Consider the following 25752-nt stretch of genomic DNA (forward strand, 5'->3'; position numbering starts at 1 on the left):
TTTTTAAGCCGCTTTCAGCACAAGCTGCGGTGATGTCACGTCGATGCCAAGCGCTTTGCCGACGGCATAGTAGGTGAGCTTCCCGGCATGCACGTTCAGGCCGTTCAACAGGTGCGGGTCGTCGGCGCAGGCTTGCTGCCAGCCTTTGTCGGCCAGCGACAGCATGTACGGCATCGTGGCGTTTCCAAGCGCAATCGTCGACGTGCGGGCGACGGCGCCGGGCATGTTGGCGACGCAGTAATGCATGACGCCATCGACCTCGTAGATCGGGTCTTCGTGCGTGGTGGGTTTTGAGGTTTCGAAGCAGCCCCCCTGGTCAATAGCAACGTCCACAAGGACCGCACCGGGTTTCATGGTCGACAGATCGGCCTTGCTCACCAATTTGGGTGCTGCCGCGCCTGGGATCAGAACGGCTCCGACCACCATGTCCGCGCCCGTGATCAATTCAGCGATGTTCGACCGGCTGGCATACCGCGTGCGGAACGTGCCACCGAAGACATCATCGAGGTAGCGCATCCTGGGAAGAGAGCGGTCGAGCACGGTCACGTCCGCACCCATGCCCGCGGCAACGCGGGCGGCGTGTGTGCCGACAACGCCGCCGCCGATCACCACAACCTGCGCCGGGCCGACGCCGGGTACGCCACCCATCAACACGCCACGTCCGCCATTGGCTTTCTGCAACGTCCACGCGCCGACTTGCGGCGCAAGCTTGCCGGCCACCTCGGACATCGGGGCGAGCAGCGGCAGACCACCACTGGCGTCGGTCACCGTCTCATAGGCGATGGCCGTGCAACCCGACGCGAGGAGGTCTTTGGTCTGTTCAGGATCGGGAGCGAGGTGAAGATAGGTGAACAGCACCTGACCTTCGCGGAGCATCTTGCGCTCGACGGCCTGTGGTTCCTTCACCTTCACGATCATGTCGGCCTTAGCGAACACCTCTTCCGCCGTGTCGACGATCCGGGCTCCTGCAGCTTCGTAGGCGGCGTCGTCAAATCCCGCGCCAACGCCCGCGCCGCGTTGCATCACCACTGTGTGGCCGTGTGCTGTCGCTTCCTGCGCGGCGCTTGGTGTGAGGCCAACGCGAAATTCCTGCGGTTTGATCTCTTTTGGGCATCCGATTTTCATGACTGGTTCCTCCCGACGTCTTGCGGAGCAGCATGCCGTACATCTTGCGCAATTGGATCTGGAATTGCGGCGTGTGGCAGGGCATCCTGCGAAGGATCTTCGAAGAATGCGCCAAAACGCAGGAGAATTCAGAGAACATGGCTTTGGACGATACAGACCGGCGTATCCTGCGCGTGTTGCAGCGCAAGGGGCGCATTTCTAACGCCGACCTCGCAGATGCCGTGCATCTTTCGGCGTCGGCCTGCCATCGGCGTGTGCAACGGTTGGAGGCGGACGGCTATATTCGTGACTACGTCGCGCTGCTCAATGCGCGAAAACTGGGGATGCCAACGACCGTCTTCGTCGAGATCAAGTTGAAAGCGCAGGCGGACGAGATTCTTGAGGCCTTCGAGAAAGCGGTCGCACGCGTGCCCGACGTCTTGGAATGCCATCTCATGGCAGGCACGGCGGATTACATTCTCAAGGTTGTGGCGGAAGACACCGAGGATTTCGCGCGCATCCATCGGCAGTATCTCACCCGGTTGCCGGGTGTGGCGCAGATGCAGAGTTCGTTTGCGTTGCGAACCGTCTTCAAGACCACCGCCCTGCCTGTCTGACGGGTCATGCAGGGCCAATTTGCGGCCACGCCACAAATGCAGTAGGCATGGTCTTGAGCAGGAGCACCCGCTACATCACGGCCTCCGAAAACACACCCCCGAAATCATTGGAGACTTCATGACCCAGGTCAAAACGGGCGATACCGTATCGATTCACTACACCGGCACACTGGCTGACGGAGCAACGTTCGACAGCTCGGAAGGGCGCGATCCGCTGGAGTTCACAGTCGGCGCCGGACAGATCATCCCCGGTCTGGACGAGGCTATTCCGGGTATGGCGGTCGGTGACAAGAAGGTGGTCGATGTGTCCGCAGACCAGGCTTATGGTCAACCCGACCCTAACGCGCGGCAGGCGGTCCCGCGCGCCGAAATTCCTGCCGACATCCCGCTTGAGCCGGGCACGCAGTTGCAAATGCAAACACCGACCGGGCAAGTCGTCCCGGTCATGGTGGCCGAGGTGAGTGAGACCGAGGTCACGCTGGACGCCAATCATCCCTTGGCGGGAAAAGACCTGACCTTTGCCATCGAGCTGATGGAGATCAAGGCGGCCTGACCACCGATTCAGCATCTGAAGTGAAACAAGAGGCCCGGAATTCCGGGCCTCATTTTCGTTCACCCAACGCGCAGAATCGATGTGATTTCGTCGATTGCGGCGCGGATGGGCGGGTCGTGTCTGGCGTCCTGATGCGCGACGAGCCACGCTTCGTGTGTCAGGTCCGGCACCGGGTCCGACATGCGTTCAAGCGCGGCAATTGTGTCTCCTGCGAATGTAGGCAGAAGCAGGCGACCGTGCCCTGCAAGGGCAAGATCCAGACATAGACGCGGGTCGCTTGCGAGGCAGGTGATCTCGGTGCCGTGGTTTTCGTGCAACCAACGCTGGGACCGGACATTGGGCGGTGTGGCGACGATGCCGTTTACCCCCGGCTTGCCGTAAAACGCGAAATGGACCGTTGCCAGTTGTTTGCGCGCGAGCCAGGGATGCTCGGGCGGCGCGTTGCGAACGCCGATATCCGCCTCGCGTCGCGCAAGGTCCAGCGCTGCCGTGGCTGCGACGAAATGCGGTCGCCAGTCACGCGACATGTCGGGGTTCAACCCGTGTGCGATGGCGCGCGCGGTCCAGAAGCCGGTTGTGATGCGCACGACACTTGGACCGGTTTCGGCGGCCCACCATCGTGCCACGCGACGCCGCGTGTCTTCCAACCCTGTGAGTTCATCGGCAAGAGCGCGACCCTCTGCGGTGAGCGCGTAGCCCGACGGACCCCGCTGGAACAGTGTCCGATCGAGCTGCCGTTCAAGCTGCGCCATTCGGCGCGAAAGCGTGGGCAATGGGGTTTTGGTCGCGCGACTGGCCGCGCTCAGTGATCCGGATTGAGCAACCGACGCAAACAGTGCGAGATCGTCGAGGGACGGCGGGGTTTCATTCATGAAACCCATGTTGCCAGAAACGACGCTGCCGAGCCATTACTTTACGCAGTAAGTTCACTCTTGGCATTTCAGGAGTGAAACGATGGACCTTGAAAACGACTTCACATATCGCGCGCAGCATCCGATCACCGAACGCGATCTCATCATGCGCCGCGTGCGCAGTCACCGAAAATGGGCGCAGCGCCGGTTTTGGCTACGGCTCCGCGCGACCGTCTTCGGGCGGCGTCAGGTGCGGGTTCCGGCGAATCTGACTTGCCAGTCTGAGCGCTCGTCATCCGTGATCTTGCGGAAGGTCACGTCGGGGACGCTGAAGGCGTGACCGGCTGGGAGGGCCGAGAGCGCCTGTTCTGCACTCTCCGGCCATCGCCCGTCAGTCGACCGCATCGCCGTCAAAAGCTGCGCCGATGCATCAGGGATGAACGGGCTTGAGATGACCGCGTAGAAAGGGATCAGATTAAGCGCCATGCGGATTTGCATCGCCGCCGCGTCCGGGTTTTCCTTGAACGTGGTCCATGGGGCGACATCCTGCAGATATTCGTTGCCCATGACCCAAAGCGCACGTAGTGCCGCAGCGGACTTGCGGACGTCGATGGCGTCCATATGTGCTTCGTAGTCCCGCAGACCCGCTTCGAGGTCCTGCACAAGCTGCGCTTCACGGTCGCCGGGTGTACCGCCTGCAGGGACCTCTTCGCCGAATTTGGAGCGGCAGAACTTCGTCACGCGGCTGGCGAAGTTGCCGAGCACATCGGCAAGGTCCTTGTTCACCGAGCCTTGGAAGTTCTCCCAGGTGAATTCGCTGTCCGAACTTTCGGGTGCGTGGCTGAGCAACCACCAGCGCCAATAATCGGCGGGCAGGATATCGAGCGCCTGGTCCATGAAGACCCCTCGTCCCTGTGATGTGGAGAACTGGCCACCATCGTAGTTCAGGTAGTTGAACGACTTGATATAGTCGACAAGCTTCCAGTCTTCGCCCGAACCGAGGATGGTCGAGGGGAAGCTGAGGGTGTGGAAGGGCACGTTGTCCTTGCCCATGAACTGGGTGTAGCGCACATCGTCGGCGCCTTTGTCGGTGCGCCACCAGCGTTCCCAATCGGCGTCCGTCTTGCCATTCGCCTCGGCCCATTCGCCCGCGCAGGCGATGTATTCGATGGGCGCATCGAACCAGACGTAGAAGACCTTGCCTTCCATGCCGGGCCAGTCGTCGTCACCTTTCTTGACCGGGATACCCCAATCAAGATCGCGGGTGATGCCGCGGTCCTGAAGGCCGTCCCCGTCGTTGAGCCATTTCTTGGCGATGGACGTGGTCAGAACGGGCCAGTCCGTTTTGCTGTCGATCCATTCCTGCAACTTGCCGCGCATTTGCGATTGGCGCAGATAGAGGTGCTTCGTTTCGCGCACTTCCAGATCGGTTGAGCCTGAAATCGCGGATCGCGGGTCGATCAGATCTGTTGGGTCAAGCTGCTTCGTGCAGTTTTCGCATTGATCGCCACGGGCCTTGTCATACCCGCAATTCGGGCAGGTGCCTTCGATATATCGATCCGGCAGGAAGCGCTTGTCGGCGTGGGAATAGACCTGTTTTTCGGCCACTTCGCGGATCAGACCCGCGTCGGCCAGCCGTCCGGCAAAGTGCTGGGTCAGCTTGTGGTTCTGCGGGCTGGAGGATCGGCCGAAATGATCGAAGGACAGGCGGAACCCATCTGCGATTTCAGACTGCACCGCGTGCATTTCACGGCAATACTCGTCTACCGGTTTGCCCGCTTTCGCCGCTGCCAGTTCGGCCGGAGTGCCGTGTTCGTCGGTGGCGCACAGGAACATCACTTCATGCCCACGCGCACGCAGGTAGCGCGCGTAGAGGTCGGCGGGCAGTTGGCTGCCCACGAGATTGCCCAAGTGCTTGATCCCGTTGATATAGGGAATGGCCGAGGTGATGAGATGCCGTGCCATCGTGATGCGTCCGCGTTTTGTCCGAGGTTTGCCGTGCTTTAGCGGAACAATGGGGCAAGGGCTAGGGGATCAGTCCCTGTCCCGACTCGACTTCATCAATCGGCCAATCAGAAACGACGTGCGCGGGGCATAAACGTAAGGCGTTTTCGCTTGCGTCGGGCGCACGCGCGTTCGGATGATGCCAAAAATAACAAGGACGGCGTGCCCGACGGCGATCATCGCGAAAAGTGCGGGTGGCCCGAAGGCGGTCATCAGCACAGAGGCCAGATACGGCGCGGCGATCGCGCCGGTGGCGTACCAGAACATGAGCGCGGCCGACAGTTCCACCCGTTCGTCCGATGTTGCAAAGTCATGTGCATGCGCGGCGGCGACCGAATAGATCGGAAAGGTCGTGAGTCCGAAGATCATCGCGGTGATGAAGATGCCTGTCGTCGACAAATCCGTCAGCGTCGCCGTCAACACACAGGACGCGATTGCGGCGACCGAAAGCCAGATCAGCACCCAACGCCGGTCATATTTGTCGGCAAGCCACCCCACCGGATATTGCGCCAGTGCGCCGCCCGCCACAAATGCCGCCATGAAGAGCGCGATCTGGTCCAGTGCCAGTCCGACGCCCTGGCCATAGACTGGCCCCACCATCCGGAACGACGCCGAAGATAACGCGGCGACCACGACACCCGCGGCGGCGAGTGGCGACCGCGTAACGGCCAGCATCGGGCGCAGGCGCGGAGCAGACGGGGTCTCCGGCTGTGGACGTTTGGTCAGGGCGATTGGCAGAAGCGCCGCACAGCAGAGGATGGCGAGCAGGTTGTAGCTCACGTAGGACGCGGGCGTGAGGACACCTATGAGGAGTTGGGCCACGAGCGACGCGCCCATATCGGCGATGCGGTAGAGCCCCATGGCACGGCCGCGCGTTTCGTTTGTCACCTCGGCCTGCAGCCACGCTTCGATCACCGTGTAGCACCCCGCAACGCAGAGACCCGTGGCCATCCGCATGATCGACCAAGCGGTGGGATCTGTCACGAGCATGTGGGCCAGAAGGCCGATGGCCCCAAGCGTGGTGAAGGCGGAAAAGGCGCGGGCATGACCGACTGATCCGATAAGCCGCGGAGCCCACCAGCAACCGACGAAGAAACCGATGAAATGGGCCGATCCCAGAAGACCGATCTGGGCGGTTGAGAATCCAAGTGTGATGCCCGAGATCGCGTCGAGTGGGCCAACGCCGCCCGAGGAGATCTGCAAAAGGATGACGGACAGGAAGAGGGCGGCGAAGGACAGGGGCAGGCGCATGGGATCAGCGATAGGGCGCTGAGGATGGGATGCCTGTCTTTATTCGACGTCTCGCGTCGTTTCCGTCGCTCTGGCGGCTTTCAACCAGAATTTAATGGGTGGCCGCTTAGAATTTTCGTACGAAAATTCTTGGCCAGCGCGGGTTTTTGCCGTGTGGACGTTTCAAGTACTATGCACGTGTGAGCATGCGCTCTGACGTATGGATAGTGCCCTGATTGTTCTGGTCGTGGGCCTTTGTTGCGTCGAGGGCATGCGTTTCAACCGCTGCGTCGGGCGCGGGATCATTCGGGCTCAGCCCCTCTTTCGTGCATGTCATCACCCACTGTTTTGGCGGCGCCATGCGGGCGCGCAGGCGATCGAGCTTCCAAAGCGGTGTGTGGTGCCGATGTGCAGCGTGAAGCGCCCACCGGGTTTCAATCCCCGGCGCGCCGCCGTCTTCCGGGGTCAGCAGAAGCGCCAGCGGATGGCAGAGGCCCTTGCCGCATCCGGCTTCGGCGGCAAGGTGCAACCGCCGAACCGGCACCATGCCGGGCGGGCCGGGCAGATCGGCGATGACCACCGGTGCCTGACCGTCACGCAACGCCTCTTCCATCGCCCAGAGCAGCGTGTCACGCTTCATGGCTTTGACGAACAGGATATCGCCGGGATTGATCCACTCCGCGATTGCATCGGGGCAGAGCGAGTCGGCCGGGTCCGATGCCGTGATCCAGATCGCAGGTCCGCCCGCCCGTGCTGTGACCGCCAGCGCCAGAGTATGCCGCGCCGCGCCGCAAAGCTCATGCACGCGCCCCAGCCGGAGGGCGATCTCGGCATCACCAAGCGTGATCTCCGGAAAGGCGCGGTGGGAGCGACGGGACAGGAGAGTGGAAGCCGGTTTCATGGGGTGAAGTATAAATGTTCCCATTTTGTTCTCAAGAGATTCGTCGCAGATCCCGTGGTCACCTCTTGCCTCTCTGAACCGCACTTGGTCTGGTGCGCCCAAGACCGCATTTCGGGGACAAGGACATCGCCAACGTGATCGCATCGCTTCGTGCCGCCGTGCTGGCGATACTCTGTGCCCTGCCAGCGCAGGCGGCGGACATCACGGTGTTCGCCGCCGCGTCGTTGGGTGATGCGCTGACCGATTTGGCCGAGGCATGGCAGGCAGAGACGGGGCATTCCGTCACGCTTGTCCTCGCGGGAAGTTCGACGCTGGCGCGGCAGATCGAGGCCGGGGCACCTGCGGATATTTACCTGTCCGCAAACGTGGACTGGATGGATTGGTTGGCCGCGCGTGGGCGTCTGAATGAGGTGTCCCGCATCGATGTGGCGTCGAACACATTGGTCCTTGTTGCGCATGATGGGGCTGCCGCATCAGAGGTATTGCTGTCACCCAAGACCGACATCGCTGCTCTGCTCGGCACTGACGGACGATTGGCGGTGGCTTTGCCCGAAGCGGTCCCGGCGGGCCTCTATGCCAGGGCCGGGCTGGAAACGCTGGGTCTGTGGGATGACGTCTCGGACCGCCTTGCGCCGACCGACAACGTGCGCGCCGCTCTGGCACTTGTTGCGCTGGGCGAAGCTCCGTTGGGGGTCGTCTATGCGACGGACGCGCTGGCAGAGCCGCGCGTGCATGTCGTGGCGACGTTCCCCGAGGGCAGTCATCCGGCGATCGCCTATCCGGCTGCTCTGGTGGCGGAAAGCGCGGAGCCTGACGTCGCCTCGGACTTTCTTCAGTGGTTACTTTCCGCTGCCGCGCAATCTTCATTGAGGAAACATGGTTTCGGTCCACCGACGGCGGAGCCCAAATGATGTTGGGGCTTGGTCCGGAAGAATGGCAGGCGGTGCTTTTGTCCCTCAAAGTTTCGTTCTGGGCGACGCTGGTGAGCCTTCCTTTCGGTGTGATTTGCGCCATGGCGCTCGCGCGGGGACAGTTCATCGGGCGGGACGTTCTGAATTGGCTGGTGCATCTGCCACTGGTCTTGCCTCCGGTGGTTACAGGATATCTTTTGCTTCTGAGTTTCGGGCGTCGCGGTCCTGTGGGTGGATTTCTATACGACACCTTCGGCGTCACCTTCGCGTTTCAATGGACTGGCGCGGCGCTGGCAGCGGCCATCATGGCCTTTCCGCTGATGGTGCGGGCCATGCGCCTTGCGATCGAGGCGGTGGACCCGAAGCTGGAAGAGGCTGCGGCCACGCTTGGCGCAAGCCGATTGCGTGTCTTCACTTCTGTGACGCTGCCATTGATCCTGCCTGGCATCATTGCGGGCGCCGTGTTGGCTTTTGCCAAAGCCATGGGGGAATTCGGCGCGACGATCACCTTCGTGTCGAATATCCCCGGGGAAACACGCACGGTGCCCTCGGCAATCTATGCTTTCCTTCAAGTCCCGGGCGGAGAGGACGCGGCGCTTCGCTTGGTTGTCGTTGCGGTGTTCATCGCGGTCGCCGCGTTGATCCTGTCGGAATGGCTTTCGCGCCGGGTGGCAAGACGGATCGCGGGCAAATGACGCTAACGGTGGATATCCAGCGGCAACTGGGCCACTTCTGCCTGAAGGCCGCATTCGATGCGCCAGAGGGGGTCACGGTTCTGTTCGGGCGATCGGGGAGCGGAAAGACGTCGATCATCCGTTCCATCGCAGGGCTGCTGAATCCGGATCGAGGGCGCATCCACCTGGGGGATCGGGTGCTCTTCGATAGCGACGCCCGCACCAACGTTCCGGTGCACAAGCGTCGTCTGGGATATGTGTTCCAGGACAGCCGTCTGTTTCCACACCTCTCGGTCCGGGACAACCTGTGCTATGCATCCCGCGTGTCAGGGCGAGGAAGCCGCCGGCCTGAAGAGGTGGCGGGCCTTCTTGGCATCGAGCACCTTCTTGCCCGGCGCACGCATGGCCTGTCGGGCGGGGAAGCACAGCGCATTGCAATCGGGCGCGCGCTTTTGGCCGAGCCGGATATGCTCTTGATGGATGAACCGCTGGCCTCGCTCGACGGACCGCGCAAGGCCGAGATCCTGCCCTATCTGGAGACATTGCGCGGCGAAACGGGTGTGTCGATCCTTTATGTGACCCACAATATGGCCGAGGTGGCGCGGTTGGCGACGCATATCGTGCTGATCGAAGACGGGACCGTCGTGCAATCCGGGCCGCCTGAACGTGTGTTGACGGATCCTGACATGGTGCGCGTCGTCGGCATTCGCGACGCCGGGGCGGTGCTGTCCGCGCGTGTCGTCGCGCAGCCGGATGATGGGGTCAGCGAACTTGCCGTTTCGGGCGGGCGCCTGTTCCTGCCAGCGGTCGACGCGCCGGTGGGATCGGAGTTGCGGGTGCGCATTCTGGCGCAGGACGTGATCCTGTCGCGGACCAGACCGGAAGGCTTGTCCGCTTTGAACATCCTTCCGGTGCGCGTCCTTGCCGTGCGCCGTGGTGAGGGGCCTGGCGTCATCGTTCAGATGCAGGCGGGCGACGACCTGTTGCTCGCCCGGATCACGCGACGCAGTGCGGATGCGATGGGCGTTGCAGAGGGCGCCACCTGCTTTGCCGTGATGAAATCCGTTGCCGTCTCGCAAACCGATATTGCGGTCGGCTTGCAGACCGGGATCTAGCCGCTAGGGTGCGCGGACGCCAAACGAGAAGGATCGCGCGATGAAGATGAACCGATTGGGCCGGACCGATCTGATGGTGTCCGAGTTGTGCCTCGGCACGATGACCTTTGGCAATCAGACACCCGAAACGGATGCACATCGACAGATAGAGATGTCGCTTGACGCGGGCATCAATTTTCTGGACGCGGCCGAGATGTACCCGGTCAATCCGGTGGCCAAGGAAACCATCGGTTTGACGGAAGAGATCCTTGGCAACTGGTTCGCCAAAAGCGGCCGTCGCAACGACTGGATTGTCGCGACCAAGCATTCGGGTGAGGGCATGCAATTTGTCCGCGATGGTGCGCCGATCACGTCCGAAAGCGTTCCCGAGGCGGTCGAAGGTTCATTGAAACGTCTCAAGACCGATCACATCGATCTGTACCAATTGCACTGGCCAAACCGTGGGTCCTACATGTTCCGCCAGAATTGGTTTTTCGATGCGACCACGCAGGACCGGACCGAAACGCTGCAGAACATGGCAGATGTGCTGGGTGCGCTGGGCCGCGAGATCGATAAGGGGCGCATTCGGCATATCGGCCTGTCCAACGAAAGCGCGTGGGGCACCATGATGTGGCTTCAAGTGGCGCAGGCGATGGCTGGTCCACGGATGGAAAGCATTCAGAATGAATATTCTCTGATGTGTCGCCTCGCCGATACCGACCTCGCCGAGGTGATGGTGCATGAACAGGTGTCATTGCTGCCCTTCTCGCCATTGGCTGCGGGTCTTCTGACCGGAAAGTATCAGAATGGCGCTATTCCCGAAGGCTCCCGGATGTTGCTCAATGACACTCTTGGTGGACGAAAGACCGACCGCGCGTTCGAAGCGGTCGATGCATATGCGCGCGTGGCAGAGGACGCGGGGTTGGATCTAACGCTGATGTCCTTGGCGTGGTCGGCGCGGCGGCCGTTTGTGGCGTCGTCCATTTTTGGGGCGACCACGTCGGCGCAGTTGGAGCATGTGCTGAAGGCCGCCGATTTGACGCTCTCGGATGATGTACTGGAGGCGTTGGACGAGGCGCATCGCCGGCACCCCATGCCATATTGACGTACACTCAAAGGGTCAGGTGATGGCAAAGGCTCCGCTGGACGGCATTCGCATCCTAGAGGTTGAAGGGATCGGTCCCGGACCGTTCGCTGCCATGATGCTGGCCGATCTTGGGGCGGATGTGATTGTCGCGCATCGGCCCCGAACCGGTCCAGCCATCGGGATCAAGGAAAGGCCTGTCATCGATCGCGGCAAGCGGTCGATCGTGCTCGACCTCAAGGGCAATGAAGACCGCGACGTGTTCCTTGGGCTCATGAAAGGCGCAGATGGCCTGATCGAAGGGTTTCGGCCCGGCGTGATGGAGCGGTTGCAACTCGGCCCGGCGGATTGTCATGCGATCAATCCGCGCCTCGTTTACGGGCGAATGACAGGGTGGGGGCAGGATGGTCCGTTGGCGACGCAAGCCGGGCACGACCTGAATTATCTCTCCGTCGCCGGAGCCCTTTGGGCTGTGGGACGCGAAGGGCAGGGCCCTTCCGTGCCGCCGACGGTTGTCGGCGATATCGGTGGAGGTGCATTGTACCTCGTCTCCGGCATGCTGGCGGGGTTCTTGTCTGCGGCGCGCACAGGGATGGGCACGGTGGTGGATGCCGCGATTTCCGACGGCGCAGCGCATATGCAGAACTTGCTTCTGTCGATTGAAGGCGGGGTGGAGGACGCTGCATCGCGTCGGACCAATCCCTTGGTCGGGGCGCACTGGTCGCGGACTTATGCCTGCGCCGATGGTCGCCACATCAGCGTGCAATGCCTGGAGCCGAAATTCTACACCGTGTTTCTGGACAGGATGGGATTGTCAGACGACGCTGACTTTCGGTCAAATCAATTTGACGCAGTAGCCTGGCCCCGCCTGTCGGAGCGTTTGTCGGCGATGTTCCTTGAACAGGATGCCAGTCATTGGGACGCGGTGTTCGCCGGAACGGATGCGTGCGTGGCGCGTGTGCTGTCTCCCAAAGAGGCCCAAACGCATCCGCACAATCAGGAGCGCGGCACGTGGTTGGAGACATCGGACGGTTTGCAGGCGGCACCTGCGCCAAGATTTCTGGATCGGGAGCCGCTGAAAGCGCAAAAGATCTCTGAGCGCAATGCGCACGGGGTTGCAATACGGGCTGCCTTAGCGGCCGGCGATGGTTGGTCTCGGCACTGAACTAAGGCGATGCATCTGCGATTGTTCTGCGCAAGGCACCGATGTGGTCCGGGAAGCTTCTGGCACTGATCTGGGCTTCCCGCACGAGGTGGTCAAAATGGTCCGAAAACGCGCGCACACGCTGGACGTCCCGAAAGGCAAGGTAGTTCCGCCCGACATAAATCACCGCGAGCAGGGGCCCGAACACCGTGATTGGTGCCGAGTAAAGCCGTCGCGCATCAAAGAGATAAAGGCGCATGCGAGGATACAGAGCCTCGGAAAGATCGAGCCAATGGTCGACCTGATCCAGACGGGTTTGCCTGGACAGCCCTTCGTAATAGCCGGTGCCCTGAACAAGGCTTTGAATCTCATGAAGCGGCATCGCGACTTCGTAGTCCGACGCCGATTGGCGCATCCACGACAAACGCTTGGCCGAAGCAGTGATCGCCTGTGATGCGGTTCGGCCCAGGTGTGGACCGTACTCCCATTGCAGCATGTCATGGGTTTTGAGCATGTCAGGGAGCGCCGCCGGAACGTGCCGGATTTTGTAGCCTTCGGCCTCACGGTGCCAATCGAAGATTTGTTCATCCACCAACGCCCGCGGCGCGTCCGTGAGGGTCAGGGCGCTTGCCATCAGATCGGCTGCGCTTTCGGGATGCTCGGCCAGACCGAGTAGCCAATCTGCGGACACGCCGAGCGCCGTCGCACAGGCACCCACCACATGCGCATTCGGTAACCGGGCGGCATCATCCCTGAGAAGTTGCGAGATGGTCGACCGGTCCACGCCGGTCTGTCGCGCCAAATCACTTTGGTTCGACCCGCCGCGGCGGAGGGCGTCTTTCAGACGGTGACGAAAAAGTTGCGCGCGATGTCGTTTGTCCATTTTCAGAAAGTAGCAGTATGTGACAAAAATCACCATACTTGAGATTTATGCACCAAATCCAGACTTCTTGGGATGTGCTGTCGTGACTACGCTGCGCGTGGGAACAAGCAACGGTGATACAATGGAAGATCGGCAGGCGCTGCGCGCGGCTGAGTTCAAAAGGTTTGCCGAATGGCCAACTCTTGTGGTGTTGGGTCTGACCTACCTCGTTTGGGCGGCGGCGACGGTTTGGGTCGCAACGTGGTCCGTGCCGCTTGCGATTGTCCTGTGTGCTCTGGCGGGTGCGCAGCATTCGTCACTGACACATGAAGCGCTCCACGGTCACCCGTTTCGCAGCGACGTTCTGAATGCGGCGCTTGTGTTTCCCGCACTGACCATGGCTGTGCCCTATCTTCGGTTTCGTGACACGCATCTGGCGCACCATCATGACGAAGTGCTGACCGATCCGTACGATGACCCCGAGACCAACTACCTCGATCCGGCAATCTGGGCGGCGCTTCCAGCTTGGCGAAAAGCGCTGCACCGCTGGAACAATACCTTAGCAGGTCGCCTGATTGTCGGACCCATTTTGGGGCAGATCGCTTTCATGCGGGCCGATTGGCTCTTGATCCGGCAGGGTGAGAAGCGGGTCATTTCAGCGTGGCTCTGGCATATTCCGGCTGTGGGGATAGTGGTGTGGTGGATGCTTTCGGTCGCGCAGATGCCATTGTGGGCATGGGCCTTGTCGGTCTACCTGTCACTCTCGATCTTGAAATTGCGGACGTATCTTGAACATCAGGCCCACGATCGCACGTTGGCGCGAACTGCGATTGTCGAGGATTGCGGCATCCTGAGCATTCTGTTTCTCTACAACAACCTGCACGTGGTGCATCACATGCATCCGGGCCTGCCGTGGTACGCCTTGCCCCGGATCTACGCCGATAGGCGGTCCGAGTTTCTGTCTCAGAATGAAGGCTATCGCTATGGCGCGTATTCTGAAATTTTCCGCAAATACCTGTTTCGGGCGAAAGATCCGGTGCCACATCCGCTCTATCCGGATGGACATCAGTCCTGAGCTGACGCCATAGAGGCGCATGGAACTTTGGATCGTCGCCAGTGTCGCGGCCGCGCTGTTTCAGACAGTGCGGTTCATGCTGCAAAAAGTGCTGAGCATGGATGTGCTGACCACGGCAGGGTCGACCTTTTCGCGCTTTGCCTATGCCGCACCCGCGGCAGCACTTGTAACAGCGCTGTACCTTTGGCATCAGGACCTATCCTTCCCCGCACTTGATCTGTCCTTCTGGGGCTTCGCATGGTTGGGCGCGATTTCGCAGATCCTTGCAACGGTCTGTGTCGTCGCCTTATTTCGCCAGCGCAATTTCGCGGTGGGGATCACATTCAAGAAGACCGAAGTCATTCAGACCGCCATCGTAGGCGCGCTCTTGTTCGGTGATGCAGTATCGTTTGTCGGCTGGATCGCGATCCTGATCGGCCTGTTTGGTGTCTTGCTGTTGTCGCGCGCGCCAGGCCTCGATCACGGTGTCTGGAAGAGCTTGACCAGCCGCGCCACGTTGCTGGGGCTGACATCGGGCTTTTTCTTTGCCTTTTCCGGCACAAGCTACCGCGCCGCGTCGTTGACGATCGACAGCGAGGACGCGGTGTACCGTGCACTCATCACTCTGGCCTGCGTGACGGCATCCCAGTTCATAGGCATGGCGCTTTGGCTGAGGTGGAGAGAGCCGGGGCAAGTCACAGCTGTGTGGCGGGCGCGTCGTGTCGCGGTCTGGGTCGGGCTCACCTCGATGGCGGGATCTGCGGGTTGGTTTTTGGCCTTCACTCTGCAGACGGCGGCCTACGTGCAAGCTGTCGGACAGATCGAATTGATCTTCTCGCTCATGGCGTCAGTGCTCTTTTTCAAAGAAAGAATAACGGCGAGAGAGCTGATCGGGATCGGATTTCTCGCCCTGTCGATCCTGACGTTTGTCCTTGTGATCTAGTCCGGCAAGGGCCGCCCGTAGAGGCGTAGGAACAGGCTCTCTTCGTCGTCGTTGCGAAAGAACGGCACCGACGCAGGCGGGTGAGGATCCGCCGCACGCGCAGCGATCTCGGCCAGCACGACCTCGGTGATGAAGGGCAGGTCGAACTGTCGGATCTCGTCAAGCGATATCCATTGCAGATGCGCCAATTCGTCGGACGCGGCTGAGAAATCGTCAGGGTCTGTCGCCAGGTGCTCGGCGTCCAGAAGAAAGAAGCGCGCGTCGAAGCGGCGTGGGCGACCGGGCGGTGTGATGGCGCGGAACACGAATTGCATCGGCGACGCGTTCGGCAGATGACCGTGTGCCGCGAAGTCCTGCCAGTTTGCGGGCGGCGGCGTGGTCCATGCGCCCGGAGCGCCAAGTATCTGACCCGTCTCTTCCCACAATTCGCGGATGGCTGCAGCTGCGAGCGCTGGGCCGCAGGTCGCAGGCGCATCGTCGGACAACCGGTTGGCACAGAGCGTGGACAAGGGTGCTGCGAATGGGACGGAGGCATCCTCGGGATCGACTGCGCCGCCCGGAAAGACGAATTTGTTCGGCATGAAAGCGGCCTTGGCGCCACGTTGCCCCATGAGCACCTTCGGCGTCGTCGCCCGGTCGCGCAGCACGATCACCGTCGCCGCGTCTCGGATGGCGGATTTGTCGACTATGGGTGCTTCGCTCATCCTGGCCTCATCGTTGTGCAAGAAGGTCAGGTGACACCACCGGAAAAACCGTGCATGAAGCGTGCCCATTGGAACGCCACGATGACCCCTTTCAACCGCGGCAAAAGGTAGAGCGTCAGTGCGACACAGCCAACTCCGAAAATGGAAAACAGCACCAGCGGCTCCGGCCGGAAGTTGACAAATACGATGTGCAAAAGCGGGGCCATCAGGTGCCCGACGATCAGGATCGTCAAATAGGCTGGCCCGTCATCCGCCCTGTGATGGTGCAATTCCTCACGGCAAACGGGGCAGGAATGGCGCACTTCGAGGTAGCCGCGCAGCAGCGGTCCGCTTCCGCAATTGGGGCATTTCTTTCGCCACCCTTTTCGCAAAGCTGGCCAAGTCGGACGCGTGTCGTCCGTTGCAATATGATCTGTCATCGTTCTCGCTCTCCCGTGCACAGAGTGCTGCGTTTCGGAGGGTTTTGAACAGTCGCCAAACTGTCCTTGCGTCCGGATGTCGCAAGTCACGCACCCGTGATCGAAAAACTTGGATCAGAGCGACGGAAACCTGCGTGTCGTTCGTGAAATGCAGTGGATGGCAAGACAGAACAGGTGTCGCGTCACCTTGGAAAACCCGCCGACTTACAGTCGGCTTGACGAGAGGTAAGAACATGACTTCCAAAATGCAGGTTTCGGCATTTTTGATCGCCGCCTTGATGACAACTGGCGTTGCGACAGGCGTCTCAGCGCAAAGCAATGGGATGCGTGACGACCGGCGCGCGGAGATGTTTCAGCGTCTGGACGCCGACAATAATGGATCGGTCAGCGCTGAAGAATTCGCGGCTGGCGCGGATCGTTTCGCGCGGGCGGATGCAAATGGCGACGGTCTACTCACCGCTGCAGAGCTTTCGGCGCTGGGACAGGATCGGGCCGAACAGCGCGCCGCGCGCATGATCGAGCGTCTGGACAGCAACGGCGACGGCGCATTGTCCAAAGCCGAGATCGACGCACGGCGCGATCCCGCCCGAATGTTCGAACGTCTCGACGCCAACGATGATGGTGTCGTCAGCGAAGAGGAATTTGCAGACGCACGGATCGGCCATCGCGGCAAGCGCCCAGGCAACCGCTGAGGCCAGTGGTGAGAGCGATGCGCGTGCATGGCTCTCACTTGCTGTTACACTATGCGTATTTTCGTTCTCTGGTGGTATGACAGACAGCCCGACCGATCCTGCCGCCGAAGCGGCTTTGCTGAAGGCGTATGCATCGGGCGATGCAGAAGCGGCACGGGCTTTGGCCATGACATATACACCGCTTGTCTACGCGCATGCGTTTCGGATGCTGAACGACCGGGCAGAGGCCGAAGATGTGGCTCAGGATGCCATGCTGCGATTGTGGAAACAGGCACCCGGTTGGGATGCGTCAGGGGCCGCGTCGGTCCGCACATGGCTGTATCGCGTAACCGCCAACCTGTGCATTGACCGCCTTCGAAAGGCGCGCCCTGATGGCATGTCGGCTGAGGTTGATGTCGCCGATCCGGCGCCGGGTATTGAAACACGGTTGCAGTCTTCGGCGCGACATCTGGCTTTGGAGGAGGCACTTATGCAGCTTCCGGACCGGCAGAGACAGGCAGTGGTCCTGCGCCACATCGAAGGTCTGGGCAATTCCGAGATTGCCCAGATCATGGACATTGGTCCGCGCGCGGTGGAAAGTTTGACCGCGCGTGGAAAACGGGCTTTGACCGCCCTTCTGAGCGGCCAGCGCAAAGAGTTGGGGTACACTGATGACACAATCCAATCCCCCTGAAGTCGACGGGCTGGACCAAGCTTTGGCCCGTGCTGCGGAAATACCGCCAGGCGTGCCGGATGGTCTCATGGCGAGGGTGCTTGATGATGCGCTTGCGGAAATGCCGACGCCTGCGCGCGGATCGCTTTGGCGCCAGGTTCTGGGCGCGCTCGGCGGGTGGCCGGCCGCGGCGGGCCTCGCTGCGACGGCATGTGTGGGTCTTTGGGTTGGTGGCGTGATGTCCGAAGAGTTCATCGTGACGCTTGGAATTTTCGAAGGTGCATCGCTGGACGTCGGTTCGGATTTTGGCGCATTCGATCTCCTGCTGGTGGATGGCTGACATGGCTGAGATCGCGCCTACACGCCCGGCCCCGCTTTGGATGCGCGTCACCTTGGTGGTGTCGTTGGCCCTGAACGTGTTGATCATCGGCGTGGTCGCCGGATTTATCCTGTCGGGCGGGCCCGACAAACATACGGACCGCGACGTTCGCGACGTTGGGACGCTCTTCACCCGTGCGCTTGCACCTGAGGATCGCCGCGCCGTGAGGCGGGAGTTTGGATTGGCTATGGCGGCGCAGGGAAGGGATCGCAGCACCATCCTCGAACAAATACAGACGACCGTCGCGAGCCTGCGGCAGGACCCGTTTGACGCTGACGCCTTTGTTCAGGCGCTCGAAGATCAATCCGGACAGCGCCGGGCGCGGGAAGCCTTGGGGCGTGATGTGCTTGCGGCGCGCATTGCCGAGATGAGTGATGCAGAACGGTTGGCTTACGCGGATCGCATCGAGTTGGGTTTACGTGAACTCGCAGGTGGTTGGCGGCGGTAAGTGCCCATTGTTTCTCTGGCAAGACTTGAAGAGGATCGATCAGCACACCCAAAAAAATCGTCCACCGTCGCGATGCGCAGTCGATTTCTACCGTCTGATTTCGCGCGGTACAGCGCTTTGTCGGCGGCGTTGAAAAGATCCCTCGTCGACTGGCCGGACGCCTTCGAGATATGCGCCAGCCCCAGACTGATTGTGGCACGAACATGTGTGCCGTCCGAAATCTGTTTGGGGTCGCGTGCCACTGCGTTCAGGAGGCGGTCTGCGACGCTTTTTGCGGCGTGCAGGCCAATGCCCGGCAAAACCACCAAAAACTCTTCGCCGCCGTAGCGGGCCACCATGTCACTGCTGCGAACGCTGGATTTCAGAAGTGATGCTATGTGCGCGAGCACCTCGTCGCCGCACGTGTGGCCGTGATTGTCATTGATCTTCTTGAAGTGATCGATGTCGGCCAGGATCAATGCCATCGGCTGCGGGTTTTCCGCGCGCTCTCGATCCTGACGCTGGAGGTATTCATTGGCAAACTGCCGGTTGTGCAACCCCGTGACTGGATCGGTATATGCTTTTCGGTCAAGCGTTTTCAGGGTTTCGCGGGCCTCATCCTCGAGTCGTTTCGTCCGGGCAAGCCGTTTGATCCGCAGCAGGAGTTCTTCGTTCGAGACGCAATCAGGCACCTCGTCCGCCGCACCGATGTCCAAAGGCGATACGGGGCTAAGCTTGCTGCTGCTATCGGCGACAAACAGGATCTTTGAATGGCGTGTGATTGGAGTGCTTTTCAGAATGCCCAGAAGGTGTCTTGCCGTGTTGGGTTGCCCGGCCTCCCAGATCACACAGACATCATAGGCCTCAGGTAATCCTCGTCTTGCGTCTTCTGCGGACAGGATCGAGGTCCGATGGTCCGTGCCTGCTCCCAGTGCTGTCGTGCGCGCGACAAGGTCTGCGCAATCGGTGCAGAGGATTGTTGCGACGCGCGCGGTTTGCTCGAACAGGATTTGATCTTCCGCAAACCCGACGGCGTCAGCGATTCCCGTGCGCGTTCGCGTGTCCCTGAGGCTGCATTGCTGCCGCATGAAGCTTCGCAATCGGGCCTGGAGGTCTGACGCGTCAACCGCGTATTCAATTACATCAGCAGCGCCCGCGCTCAGCGCCGCGACCCTCGCGGAATGGTTTTCCGTGGGTACCGCGACCAAGACGGCGGTCAACTGTGTCTTCGGATTGGCGCGCAGTAGCTTACAAAAGCTCGCTAGCTTCAGACCCGGAAGGTCATGCGCGATTATGACGACATCCGGTGGCGTTGCCCTGATCTGGCTGAGCCCGTCAAGTTGCCGCTCAGCATGGTCCACGCGATGCATGGCGCAATCCAGAAGCGCCTGCAGTTTTATGCGGCGGTTTGATAGAGCATCGATGATAAGAACGTGACCGGACACTGGCGCCCCGCACAAGAGTTGCAGCTTTGATGCGGAAACCTTTCTCGTTATTGGTTAAGAAAACGTTTGGGAATTAGTTAAAAATGGCGCTTTCGCAAGATGCGGTTGAACAGGTGGCGTTGACGGCCATCGCATGGCTGGCCGGGAATGACGAGTTATTGCCGGTGTTCATGGGTGCCACCGGAGCAGATGAGGCGGCTTTCCGCGAAGGTGTGAGAGACCCGGAGTTTCAGGCTTCGGTTCTTGATTTCATCCTGATGGACGACGCCTGGGTCGTGGCGTTTTGCGACAATAAGGGTGTCCCGTACGATCATGTGATGCAAGCCCGTGGTGCATTGCCCGGCGGCGCGCAGGTACACTGGACATGAGTGCTCGGGGTCCGAGCGAATACCGCGCTGTGATATTTGACAAAGACGGGACACTGTTCGATTTCGGCGCGACATGGGAAGCGTGGGCCTCGGGCCTGCTCTGGCAACTCGCGGAGCAGGAGGCGGAACGGGCCGCGTTCTTGGGAAAGCTGATCGGGTATGACTACCTCAATCAGCGGTTTTCACCCGACAGCGTGGCCATTGCCGGCACACCTTTTGAAATAGTTCAGGCGCTTTCGCCGGAGTTCCCCAACATGTCGGACCGGGAACTCCTGCAGGTTCTGAACGCGGAAGCGGTCTCGGCCCCAATGCGGGAAGCCGTGCCTCTCGCCGCACTTCTTCATAGGTTGAAGTCGGTCGGACTGAAGCTTGGCGTCGCGACGAATGACGCCGAGGAGCCCGCCTTGGCGCATCTCGACGCGGTTGGTGTAAGGGCATTTTTTGATTTCATCGCCGGGTCGGACAGTGGGTTCGGAGCAAAGCCGGAACCTGGTCAGTTGTACGCTTTTTGTGACCAGGTCGGCATCGCGACCGAGCACACCGTGATGGTTGGTGACAGCACGCATGATCTTGTGGCAGGGCGCGCGGCGGGGATGGCGACTGTGGCCGTACTCACGGGCATGGCGGACGCCGAGCAGCTGATACCCTACGCCGACGTCGTGATTCCCGATATCGGGCACCTGCCGGATTGGATGGGTCTGACCCCCCTTGAAGGCTAACCGACAAAAGCGACGGGAAGCGTCGTGTTCCGACAGGATTGCGCGTTTGGACGATGCCTAGCTGACCTTGGTATCACAGGAGGGCGGCATGACCGAGGCACCGACACGCAGACGCCGCAGCGGCGGACGATCCGGACATGCCATTCGTCGGGGGACTTCTGCTATCGAGCAATTGCCGTGGACCATTCCGACCAATATCGACCGACCAACAGAGCCTTTGAGCGAAGACGGTGTGCAGCGTATCCACAATGCCGCCATGCAAATTCTCGAAGAGATCGGAATCGAGTTCCTCAATCCGAAGGCGGCGCAAATCCTGAAAGACGCGGGCTGCAACGTGGATGGCGAAAATGTCCGCATGGGTCGCGACTTCGTCATGGAGTGGGTCAGAAAAGCGCCGTCCTCGTTCACGCTGACCCCGCGCAATCCGGATCGCCAGATCACGATCGGTGGGGACCATATCGTTTTCGGCAATGTCTCGTCGCCGCCGAATTACTGGGACCTCGAGATCGGCAAGAAGGTACCCGGAACGCGCGAGATGTGCGCGAACCTTCTGAAACTCTCGCAATATTTCAATTGCATCCACTTTGTCGGTGGATATCCGGTGGAACCAGTGGATGTACATGCAAGCGTGCGACATCTTGATGTGCTGTATGACAAGCTCACGTTGACGGATAAGGTCGCGCATGCCTATTCGCTTGGCAAAGAGCGCGTCGAAGATGTCATGGAAATGGTGCGCATAGCGGGCGGCCTCACTCAAGAAGAGTTCGAAGCAACCCCTCGGATGTATACCAACATCAATTCCACTTCGCCGTTGAAGCACGATTACCCGATGCTCGACGGCTGGATGCGCTGTGCCGCACGCGGGCAGGGTTGCGTGGTGACCCCGTTCACATTGGCGGGTGCCATGGCACCTGTGACGATGGCGGGTGCAGTGGCGCAATCGTTGGCAGAGGGGCTTTGCGCCATCGTTTTGGCCCAGATCATCCGACCCGGCGCGCCTTGCGCCATCGGTACATTTACATCGAATGTCGACATGAAATCCGGCGCGCCCGCATTTGGCACGCCCGAGTACATGCGCGCCACGCAGATGACGGGTCAGTTGGCCCGCTTCTACGGCTTGCCTATGAGGTCGTCCGGGGTTTGCGCCGCCAACGTACCCGACGGTCAGGCGATGTGGGAAACCGAGCACAGCCTCTGGGCCGCCATCCAGTCGGGAACACATATGGTGTACCATGCGGCAGGATGGCTTGAGGGAGGGTTGATCGCCAGCCCGGAGAAATTCGTGATGGATTGCGAAGTGCTGCAGCAACTGATCCGCTACATGGACCCGGCGATCTGCGACACAAGCGACGATGGGCTTGGCTTGGACGCTATTCGCGAAGTGGGACCCAACGGCCATTTCTTCGGAACGCAGCACACGCAGGATCGCTATACCTCGGCATTTTATCAGCCCTTCCTTTCGGACTGGAAAAACTTTGAAGCTTGGGAAGTGGCTGGATCGGTGTGGACGGCGGAACGGGCACACCAGACGTACAAAGCCATTCTTGACGAATTCGAGGCCCCGCCGATGGATGAATCCATTCGGGAAGAACTTGCCGACTTTGTAGCGCGGCGAAAGGTTGAAGGTGGCGCTCCGACAGATTTCTAAAACTTGAAACGTTCGCGCCCTGTTAACGGACCCATGCAACATTGCGTTTCAGGCAAGGAACGCACGACATGCACGGGCTCATCTTTCGAACGGTAGAAACGTTCATATCGGACAGTTTCGGTCACGACACTTGGTCGAAGGCCCTGGTAATGGGTGACGTGCCCGTCACCTCGTTCGAAGCCATGCTTACTTACGATGCGGCGCTTCTGGATCGCGTGCTTTCGGGATGTGCGACCATTCTCAACCGCCCGCGTGAGCACGTTCTCGAAGACATCGGAACCTATCTGGTGACTCACCAGACCCATGCCGCCATTCGCCGGCTGATGCGGTTTGGTGGACAGGACTTCGTCGAACTGCTGCATTCGCTGGACGAATTGCCGGGTCGGACACGCCTCGCCGTTCCCGGTCTGCTCTTACCCGGCATTGCGGTAACCGAACATCGCCCGCATCACTTCTCGATCCGCTGTGACGGCGGGCCTTTGGGTTTCGGTCATGTCCTTGTCGGACTACTGCGCGCGATGGCCGATGATTATGGAACGCTGGCAATGGTAGACCACATCGGCGCTAAAGACGGATCGGAAATCCTTCAGGTGACGGTCATCGACGCGGAATTCGCCGACGATCGGGGGTTTTCGCTCGCGCCACAGAACGCGGCCACCGCATCATGATTTCTACCGCCGATCTTTTGCAGCGCCTTCGGCCGCTTCATGTCTGCGTAGGCAAGACCGGGCATATTTCGGGCCATGGTCGCAGTCTGACGAAACTAGGGGTCGAAGACCTGCGCGGGAAACGATTTCTCGAAGAGTTCGAGGTTCTACGCCCATCGGCGATCGGCAGCATGGCCGATCTGGCGGATTGCCAGGAGCGCGTCATTCGGCTTCGCTTGCGCAGGGTGCCTGATATCGTTCTGCGTGGTCTCGTGATCAACGATCAGGCGGATGGCATCATTCTCGACCTGTCTTTCGGCATCGCGGTCGTCGACGCGGTTCGGGCATTCGACCTGACCGCACAGGACTTCTCGCCGAGCGATCTCGCGGTGGAGCTGCTCTTTCTGCAAGAGGCCAAATCGACTGCCATGGCGGCGTCATTCAACTTGAACGCCCGTCTCGACGACGCGCGTCTGGCGGCGGAAACTCGCGCGTTGACCGACGGTTTGACGGGTCTGCACAATCGCCGCGCGGTGGACGGGGTGATGCACCGGCTTGAGCAATCACAAACCGTATACTCAGTGCTTCACCTGGATCTTGATCTGTTCAAGGACGTGAACGACACGTTTGGACATGCGGCGGGGGATACTGTCCTGAAACATGTCGCAGCCATCCTGCGGCGGAACACGCGAAAAGACGATTTGTTGGTGCGCATCGGTGGTGATGAGTTTCTGATCATCTGCCCGGGTCTTGTGGACCGGACGAGGTTGGCAACCCTGTCCGAGACTGTGATCCGTGATATCTCTGCGCCGTTTGAGTTTGACGGCCATCGCATCGCCATTTCGGCAAGCATTGGCATCGGGCTGTCGTTGGACGTCCCGCACCTTGGGCCGGAACGCGTGAGCGACAATGCTGATATCGCTCTTTACGCAGCAAAACGGTCGGGCAGGGGGCAGCATGTCTTCTGGACCAAAGAGCTGGGACTGACCCTCGCGGATATGCCGCTCTCGCAAGCAAGGCGCTCGTGATCCAGTAGCCGTTTCGCTTGCAAGCGCTTTTTGGCTGACGCAATCTTGCGCCATGTCATTGAAACGATTTTTGAACTTGTCGGTGCTGTGCATCGTTCTTGGGTTTGCGAATGCGCCTGAAGCGGCGGCACAGTCATCCGATCAGCCAAGCGGCACAATCGCCGTGGACGACAGCGCCGAGCAGGACGCTGCCATCGCCAATCGCATCCGCGAAATCCTGCGGGAACTTGATGGCTACGAAGACGTCACGGTCACGGTCAGTGCCGGTATCGTCACGCTGCGGGGTACCGCGCTCGACAGTGCGGCTGTCGCGCGGCTGAACGAATTGACGGGCCGCGTTGAAGGTGTGGTCACAATCCAGAACGAGGTTCAGGAAACAACGGATGTCGTGCGCCGTCTTGACCCCGCGCTGGAACGCTTCCGTGACAGGACGGAACAAGTCGTCAACTACCTGCCTTTGGCGGGCATCGCGTTGGCGGCGTTCCTGATCGTTGTGTTCATCGGTTTCGCGATCGCACGACTGGACCGGCCGTGGAGCCGCATCGCCCCCAATGCCTTCATCGCCGATATCTATCGTCAATTGATCCGTATCGCTTTTCTTGTCGGTGGATTGGTTATCGCCCTCGATATCCTCGGTGCCACGGCGTTGCTGTCCACCATTCTTGGGGCGGCAGGGATTATCGGTCTGGCCATCGGCTTTGCCGTCAGGGACACGGTAGAGAACTTCATCGCCTCGATCATGCTGTCTATCCGCCAACCCTTTCGCCCCAATGACACGGTCGAGATCGAGGGCGACATCGGCAAGGTGATCCGCCTGACAAGCCGCGCCACGATCTTGCTGAGCTTTGACGGCAATCACATCCGCATACCCAATGCGACAGTGTTCAAAAGCCGGATCGTCAATTACAGCCGAAATGACGAGCGGCGCTTCGTCATCAGCCTTGGTGTGGCCTTTGATTCCGACCTTGCTCAGGCACAGGATCTTGCGCTGCGGACGGTCAGCTCTCTGCCGTTCGTGATCGACGAACCAGCGCCGTCCGTTTGGATCGAAGACCTTGGGGACAGCGCAGTCATCATCCAGGTCGCAGGCTGGATACGGCAGCACGAGAGCAACTTCCTCAAAGCCCGAAGTGAGGCGTGGCGTCTCTGCATGAGCGCATTCGATCACGCGGGGATTGTCATGCCTGAAACCACTCTGCGCGTCGTTGGCGTCGGCGACACTGCGCCCGACACGCGCGAAGGCCTCGTTCCGCCGCAAAGCGCCTTACAACCCAAGTCCACCGCCGCCGCTGTCGCCGCAGTCAAAGCCACTGTCGCAGACGTGGACGCCGCGATAGACCAGGAGCTGGAGCGCATCGTGGACACCGAACGCGCCGAGAAACGCGGAGACGATCTCCTCGAAAAAGGCGCCCTCGAAGAGTAGCCAAATTTTCCGATTTCCGGGTCTTGATCCCGAGTTCATGCCAGCGTAAGAACCGCCGCACGGTTGGGGTGTAGCCAAGTGGTAAGGCAACGGTTTTTGGTACCGCGTACCGTAGGTTCGAATCCTACCACCCCAGCCAAATCTTACTTACATCAACATTGAGTGCCTCGGGTGT

The 25752-nt window shown here is 60.5% G+C and carries 28 protein-coding genes and 1 tRNA gene; 20 read left to right on the forward strand and 9 right to left on the reverse strand.

All coding sequences use genetic code 11. The annotated features are described in order from the left end of the window. Positions 1-3: 3 nt before the first annotated feature. The gene (gene ald, locus BUA42_RS16860; protein WP_072779503.1) at positions 4-1125 is read right to left on the reverse strand and encodes an alanine dehydrogenase; all 1122 of its coding nucleotides are present in this window, start codon (positions 1123-1125) and stop codon (positions 4-6) included. A 137-nt stretch (positions 1126-1262) separates the two neighbouring features. On the opposite strand from ald, the gene BUA42_RS16865 reads away from it, so the two are divergent. After that, on the forward strand, positions 1263-1721 hold the full coding sequence (locus BUA42_RS16865; protein ID WP_072779659.1) for an Lrp/AsnC family transcriptional regulator: 459 nt from the start codon (positions 1263-1265) through the stop codon (positions 1719-1721). Positions 1722-1839: 118 nt separating this feature from the next. Next, positions 1840-2274, forward strand: a complete 435-nt coding sequence (locus tag BUA42_RS16870; RefSeq protein WP_072779504.1) for an FKBP-type peptidyl-prolyl cis-trans isomerase — start codon at positions 1840-1842, stop codon at positions 2272-2274. Positions 2275-2333: 59 nt separating this feature from the next. Here the strand turns inward: BUA42_RS16870 and BUA42_RS16875 are convergent, their stop codons facing one another. The 4 genes from BUA42_RS16875 to BUA42_RS16890 all read right to left on the reverse strand — a co-directional run bounded on the left by BUA42_RS16875 (position 2334) and on the right by BUA42_RS16890 (position 7260). Beyond that, positions 2334-3146 carry a LysR family transcriptional regulator gene (locus tag BUA42_RS16875; protein WP_072779505.1) on the reverse strand — a complete coding sequence of 271 codons (813 nt, stop codon included), beginning with the start codon at positions 3144-3146 and terminating at the stop codon, positions 2334-2336. Between the two features lie 225 nt (positions 3147-3371). Then, complete coding sequence (gene metG, locus BUA42_RS16880; RefSeq protein WP_072779506.1) at positions 3372-5090, reverse strand: methionine--tRNA ligase; 1719 nt, start codon at positions 5088-5090, stop codon at positions 3372-3374. Positions 5091-5159: 69 nt separating this feature from the next. Continuing rightward, a complete protein-coding gene (locus BUA42_RS16885; protein ID WP_072779507.1) occupies positions 5160-6380 on the reverse strand; it encodes an MFS transporter in 1221 nt (406 codons plus the stop codon). Positions 6381-6549: 169 nt separating this feature from the next. Then, positions 6550-7260, reverse strand: coding sequence for an ImuA family protein (locus tag BUA42_RS16890; protein WP_072779508.1), 711 nt, complete (start codon positions 7258-7260; stop codon positions 6550-6552). Positions 7261-7352: 92 nt separating this feature from the next. Here BUA42_RS16890 and modA point away from each other — a divergent pair, with 92 nt between their 5' ends. Genes modA through BUA42_RS16915 form a run of 5 tightly spaced genes read left to right on the forward strand, consistent with a single transcriptional unit; the run spans position 7353 to position 12188 of the window. Further along, positions 7353-8171: a molybdate ABC transporter substrate-binding protein gene (gene modA, locus BUA42_RS16895; protein WP_245819045.1), complete on the forward strand. Its 819-nt coding sequence runs from the start codon at positions 7353-7355 to the stop codon at positions 8169-8171. Beyond that, positions 8171-8866: a molybdate ABC transporter permease subunit gene (modB, locus tag BUA42_RS16900; RefSeq protein ID WP_218588643.1), complete on the forward strand. Its 696-nt coding sequence runs from the start codon at positions 8171-8173 to the stop codon at positions 8864-8866. The genes modA and modB overlap by 1 nt, the downstream gene beginning before the upstream one ends. Next, entirely contained in the window at positions 8824-9960 is a 1137-nt protein-coding gene (gene modC / locus BUA42_RS16905; RefSeq protein WP_245819046.1) for a molybdenum ABC transporter ATP-binding protein, read from the forward strand. Before modB ends, modC begins: the two co-directional genes overlap by 43 nt. 40 nt (positions 9961-10000) lie before the next feature. After that, a complete protein-coding gene (locus BUA42_RS16910; RefSeq protein ID WP_072779511.1) occupies positions 10001-11044 on the forward strand; it encodes an aldo/keto reductase in 1044 nt (347 codons plus the stop codon). A 22-nt stretch (positions 11045-11066) separates the two neighbouring features. Further along, a complete protein-coding gene (locus tag BUA42_RS16915) occupies positions 11067-12188 on the forward strand; it encodes a CaiB/BaiF CoA transferase family protein (protein WP_072779512.1) in 1122 nt (373 codons plus the stop codon). A 1-nt stretch (position 12189) separates the two neighbouring features. Here BUA42_RS16915 and BUA42_RS16920 read toward each other — a convergent pair whose 3' ends face one another. Continuing rightward, positions 12190-13050: a helix-turn-helix domain-containing protein gene (locus BUA42_RS16920; protein ID WP_072779661.1), complete on the reverse strand. Its 861-nt coding sequence runs from the start codon at positions 13048-13050 to the stop codon at positions 12190-12192. A gap of 82 nt (positions 13051-13132) precedes the next feature. Between BUA42_RS16920 and BUA42_RS16925 the strand changes: the two genes are divergently transcribed. Continuing rightward, positions 13133-14104, forward strand: coding sequence for a fatty acid desaturase (locus BUA42_RS16925; RefSeq protein WP_245819047.1), 972 nt, complete (start codon positions 13133-13135; stop codon positions 14102-14104). A gap of 19 nt (positions 14105-14123) precedes the next feature. Continuing rightward, positions 14124-15026: a DMT family transporter gene (locus BUA42_RS16930; RefSeq protein WP_072779514.1), complete on the forward strand. Its 903-nt coding sequence runs from the start codon at positions 14124-14126 to the stop codon at positions 15024-15026. Here BUA42_RS16930 and BUA42_RS16935 read toward each other — a convergent pair. Together BUA42_RS16935 and BUA42_RS16940 are read right to left on the reverse strand one after the other, a co-directional pair. Further along, entirely contained in the window at positions 15023-15730 is a 708-nt protein-coding gene (locus tag BUA42_RS16935) for an NUDIX hydrolase (RefSeq protein WP_072779662.1), read from the reverse strand. The two genes, BUA42_RS16930 and BUA42_RS16935, sit on opposite strands and share 4 nt — an antisense overlap. 26 nt (positions 15731-15756) lie before the next feature. Continuing rightward, positions 15757-16149, reverse strand: coding sequence for a DUF983 domain-containing protein (locus BUA42_RS16940; RefSeq protein ID WP_072779515.1), 393 nt, complete (start codon positions 16147-16149; stop codon positions 15757-15759). Between the two features lie 233 nt (positions 16150-16382). On the opposite strand from BUA42_RS16940, the gene BUA42_RS16945 reads away from it, so the two are divergent. The 4 genes from BUA42_RS16945 to BUA42_RS16960 all read left to right on the forward strand — a co-directional run bounded on the left by BUA42_RS16945 (position 16383) and on the right by BUA42_RS16960 (position 18320). Next, positions 16383-16841 carry an EF-hand domain-containing protein gene (locus BUA42_RS16945; protein WP_084066276.1) on the forward strand — a complete coding sequence of 153 codons (459 nt, stop codon included), beginning with the start codon at positions 16383-16385 and terminating at the stop codon, positions 16839-16841. A 76-nt stretch (positions 16842-16917) separates the two neighbouring features. After that, a complete protein-coding gene (locus BUA42_RS16950; protein WP_072779516.1) occupies positions 16918-17514 on the forward strand; it encodes a sigma-70 family RNA polymerase sigma factor in 597 nt (198 codons plus the stop codon). Further along, the gene (locus BUA42_RS16955) at positions 17492-17833 is read left to right on the forward strand and encodes a hypothetical protein (protein WP_072779517.1); all 342 of its coding nucleotides are present in this window, start codon (positions 17492-17494) and stop codon (positions 17831-17833) included. Before BUA42_RS16950 ends, BUA42_RS16955 begins: the two co-directional genes overlap by 23 nt. A 1-nt stretch (position 17834) precedes the next feature. Next, positions 17835-18320 (forward strand): periplasmic heavy metal sensor, encoded by a 486-nt coding sequence (locus BUA42_RS16960; RefSeq protein ID WP_178346924.1) that lies wholly within the window; start codon positions 17835-17837, stop codon positions 18318-18320. On the opposite strand, the gene BUA42_RS16965 is transcribed toward BUA42_RS16960, so the two are convergent. Next, positions 18263-19744 carry a diguanylate cyclase gene (locus BUA42_RS16965; RefSeq protein ID WP_143152731.1) on the reverse strand — a complete coding sequence of 494 codons (1482 nt, stop codon included), beginning with the start codon at positions 19742-19744 and terminating at the stop codon, positions 18263-18265. The genes BUA42_RS16960 and BUA42_RS16965 overlap by 58 nt on opposite strands. Before the next feature lie 83 nt (positions 19745-19827). Between BUA42_RS16965 and BUA42_RS16970 the strand changes: the two genes are divergently transcribed. From BUA42_RS16970 to BUA42_RS17000, 7 genes are all read left to right on the forward strand, one after another. Continuing rightward, the gene (locus BUA42_RS16970) at positions 19828-20112 is read left to right on the forward strand and encodes a DUF3572 domain-containing protein (RefSeq protein WP_072779520.1); all 285 of its coding nucleotides are present in this window, start codon (positions 19828-19830) and stop codon (positions 20110-20112) included. Positions 20113-20141: 29 nt separating this feature from the next. Beyond that, complete coding sequence (locus BUA42_RS16975; protein ID WP_342716109.1) at positions 20142-20831, forward strand: HAD family hydrolase; 690 nt, start codon at positions 20142-20144, stop codon at positions 20829-20831. A gap of 88 nt (positions 20832-20919) precedes the next feature. Further along, positions 20920-22479: a trimethylamine methyltransferase family protein gene (locus tag BUA42_RS16980; protein WP_072779522.1), complete on the forward strand. Its 1560-nt coding sequence runs from the start codon at positions 20920-20922 to the stop codon at positions 22477-22479. Between the two features lie 68 nt (positions 22480-22547). Then, a complete protein-coding gene (locus BUA42_RS16985) occupies positions 22548-23147 on the forward strand; it encodes a heme NO-binding domain-containing protein (RefSeq protein ID WP_072779523.1) in 600 nt (199 codons plus the stop codon). Continuing rightward, positions 23144-24154, forward strand: coding sequence for a GGDEF domain-containing protein (locus BUA42_RS16990; RefSeq protein ID WP_072779524.1), 1011 nt, complete (start codon positions 23144-23146; stop codon positions 24152-24154). Before BUA42_RS16985 ends, BUA42_RS16990 begins: the two co-directional genes overlap by 4 nt. Positions 24155-24206: 52 nt before the next feature. Continuing rightward, positions 24207-25577 carry a mechanosensitive ion channel family protein gene (locus BUA42_RS16995; RefSeq protein WP_072779525.1) on the forward strand — a complete coding sequence of 457 codons (1371 nt, stop codon included), beginning with the start codon at positions 24207-24209 and terminating at the stop codon, positions 25575-25577. Positions 25578-25641: 64 nt separating this feature from the next. After that, positions 25642-25716, forward strand: a tRNA-Gln gene (locus tag BUA42_RS17000). The last annotated feature ends 36 nt before the right edge of the window (positions 25717-25752 follow it).

The organism is Marivita hallyeonensis (assembly GCF_900129875.1).
Classification (GTDB): domain Bacteria; phylum Pseudomonadota; class Alphaproteobacteria; order Rhodobacterales; family Rhodobacteraceae; genus Marivita; species Marivita hallyeonensis.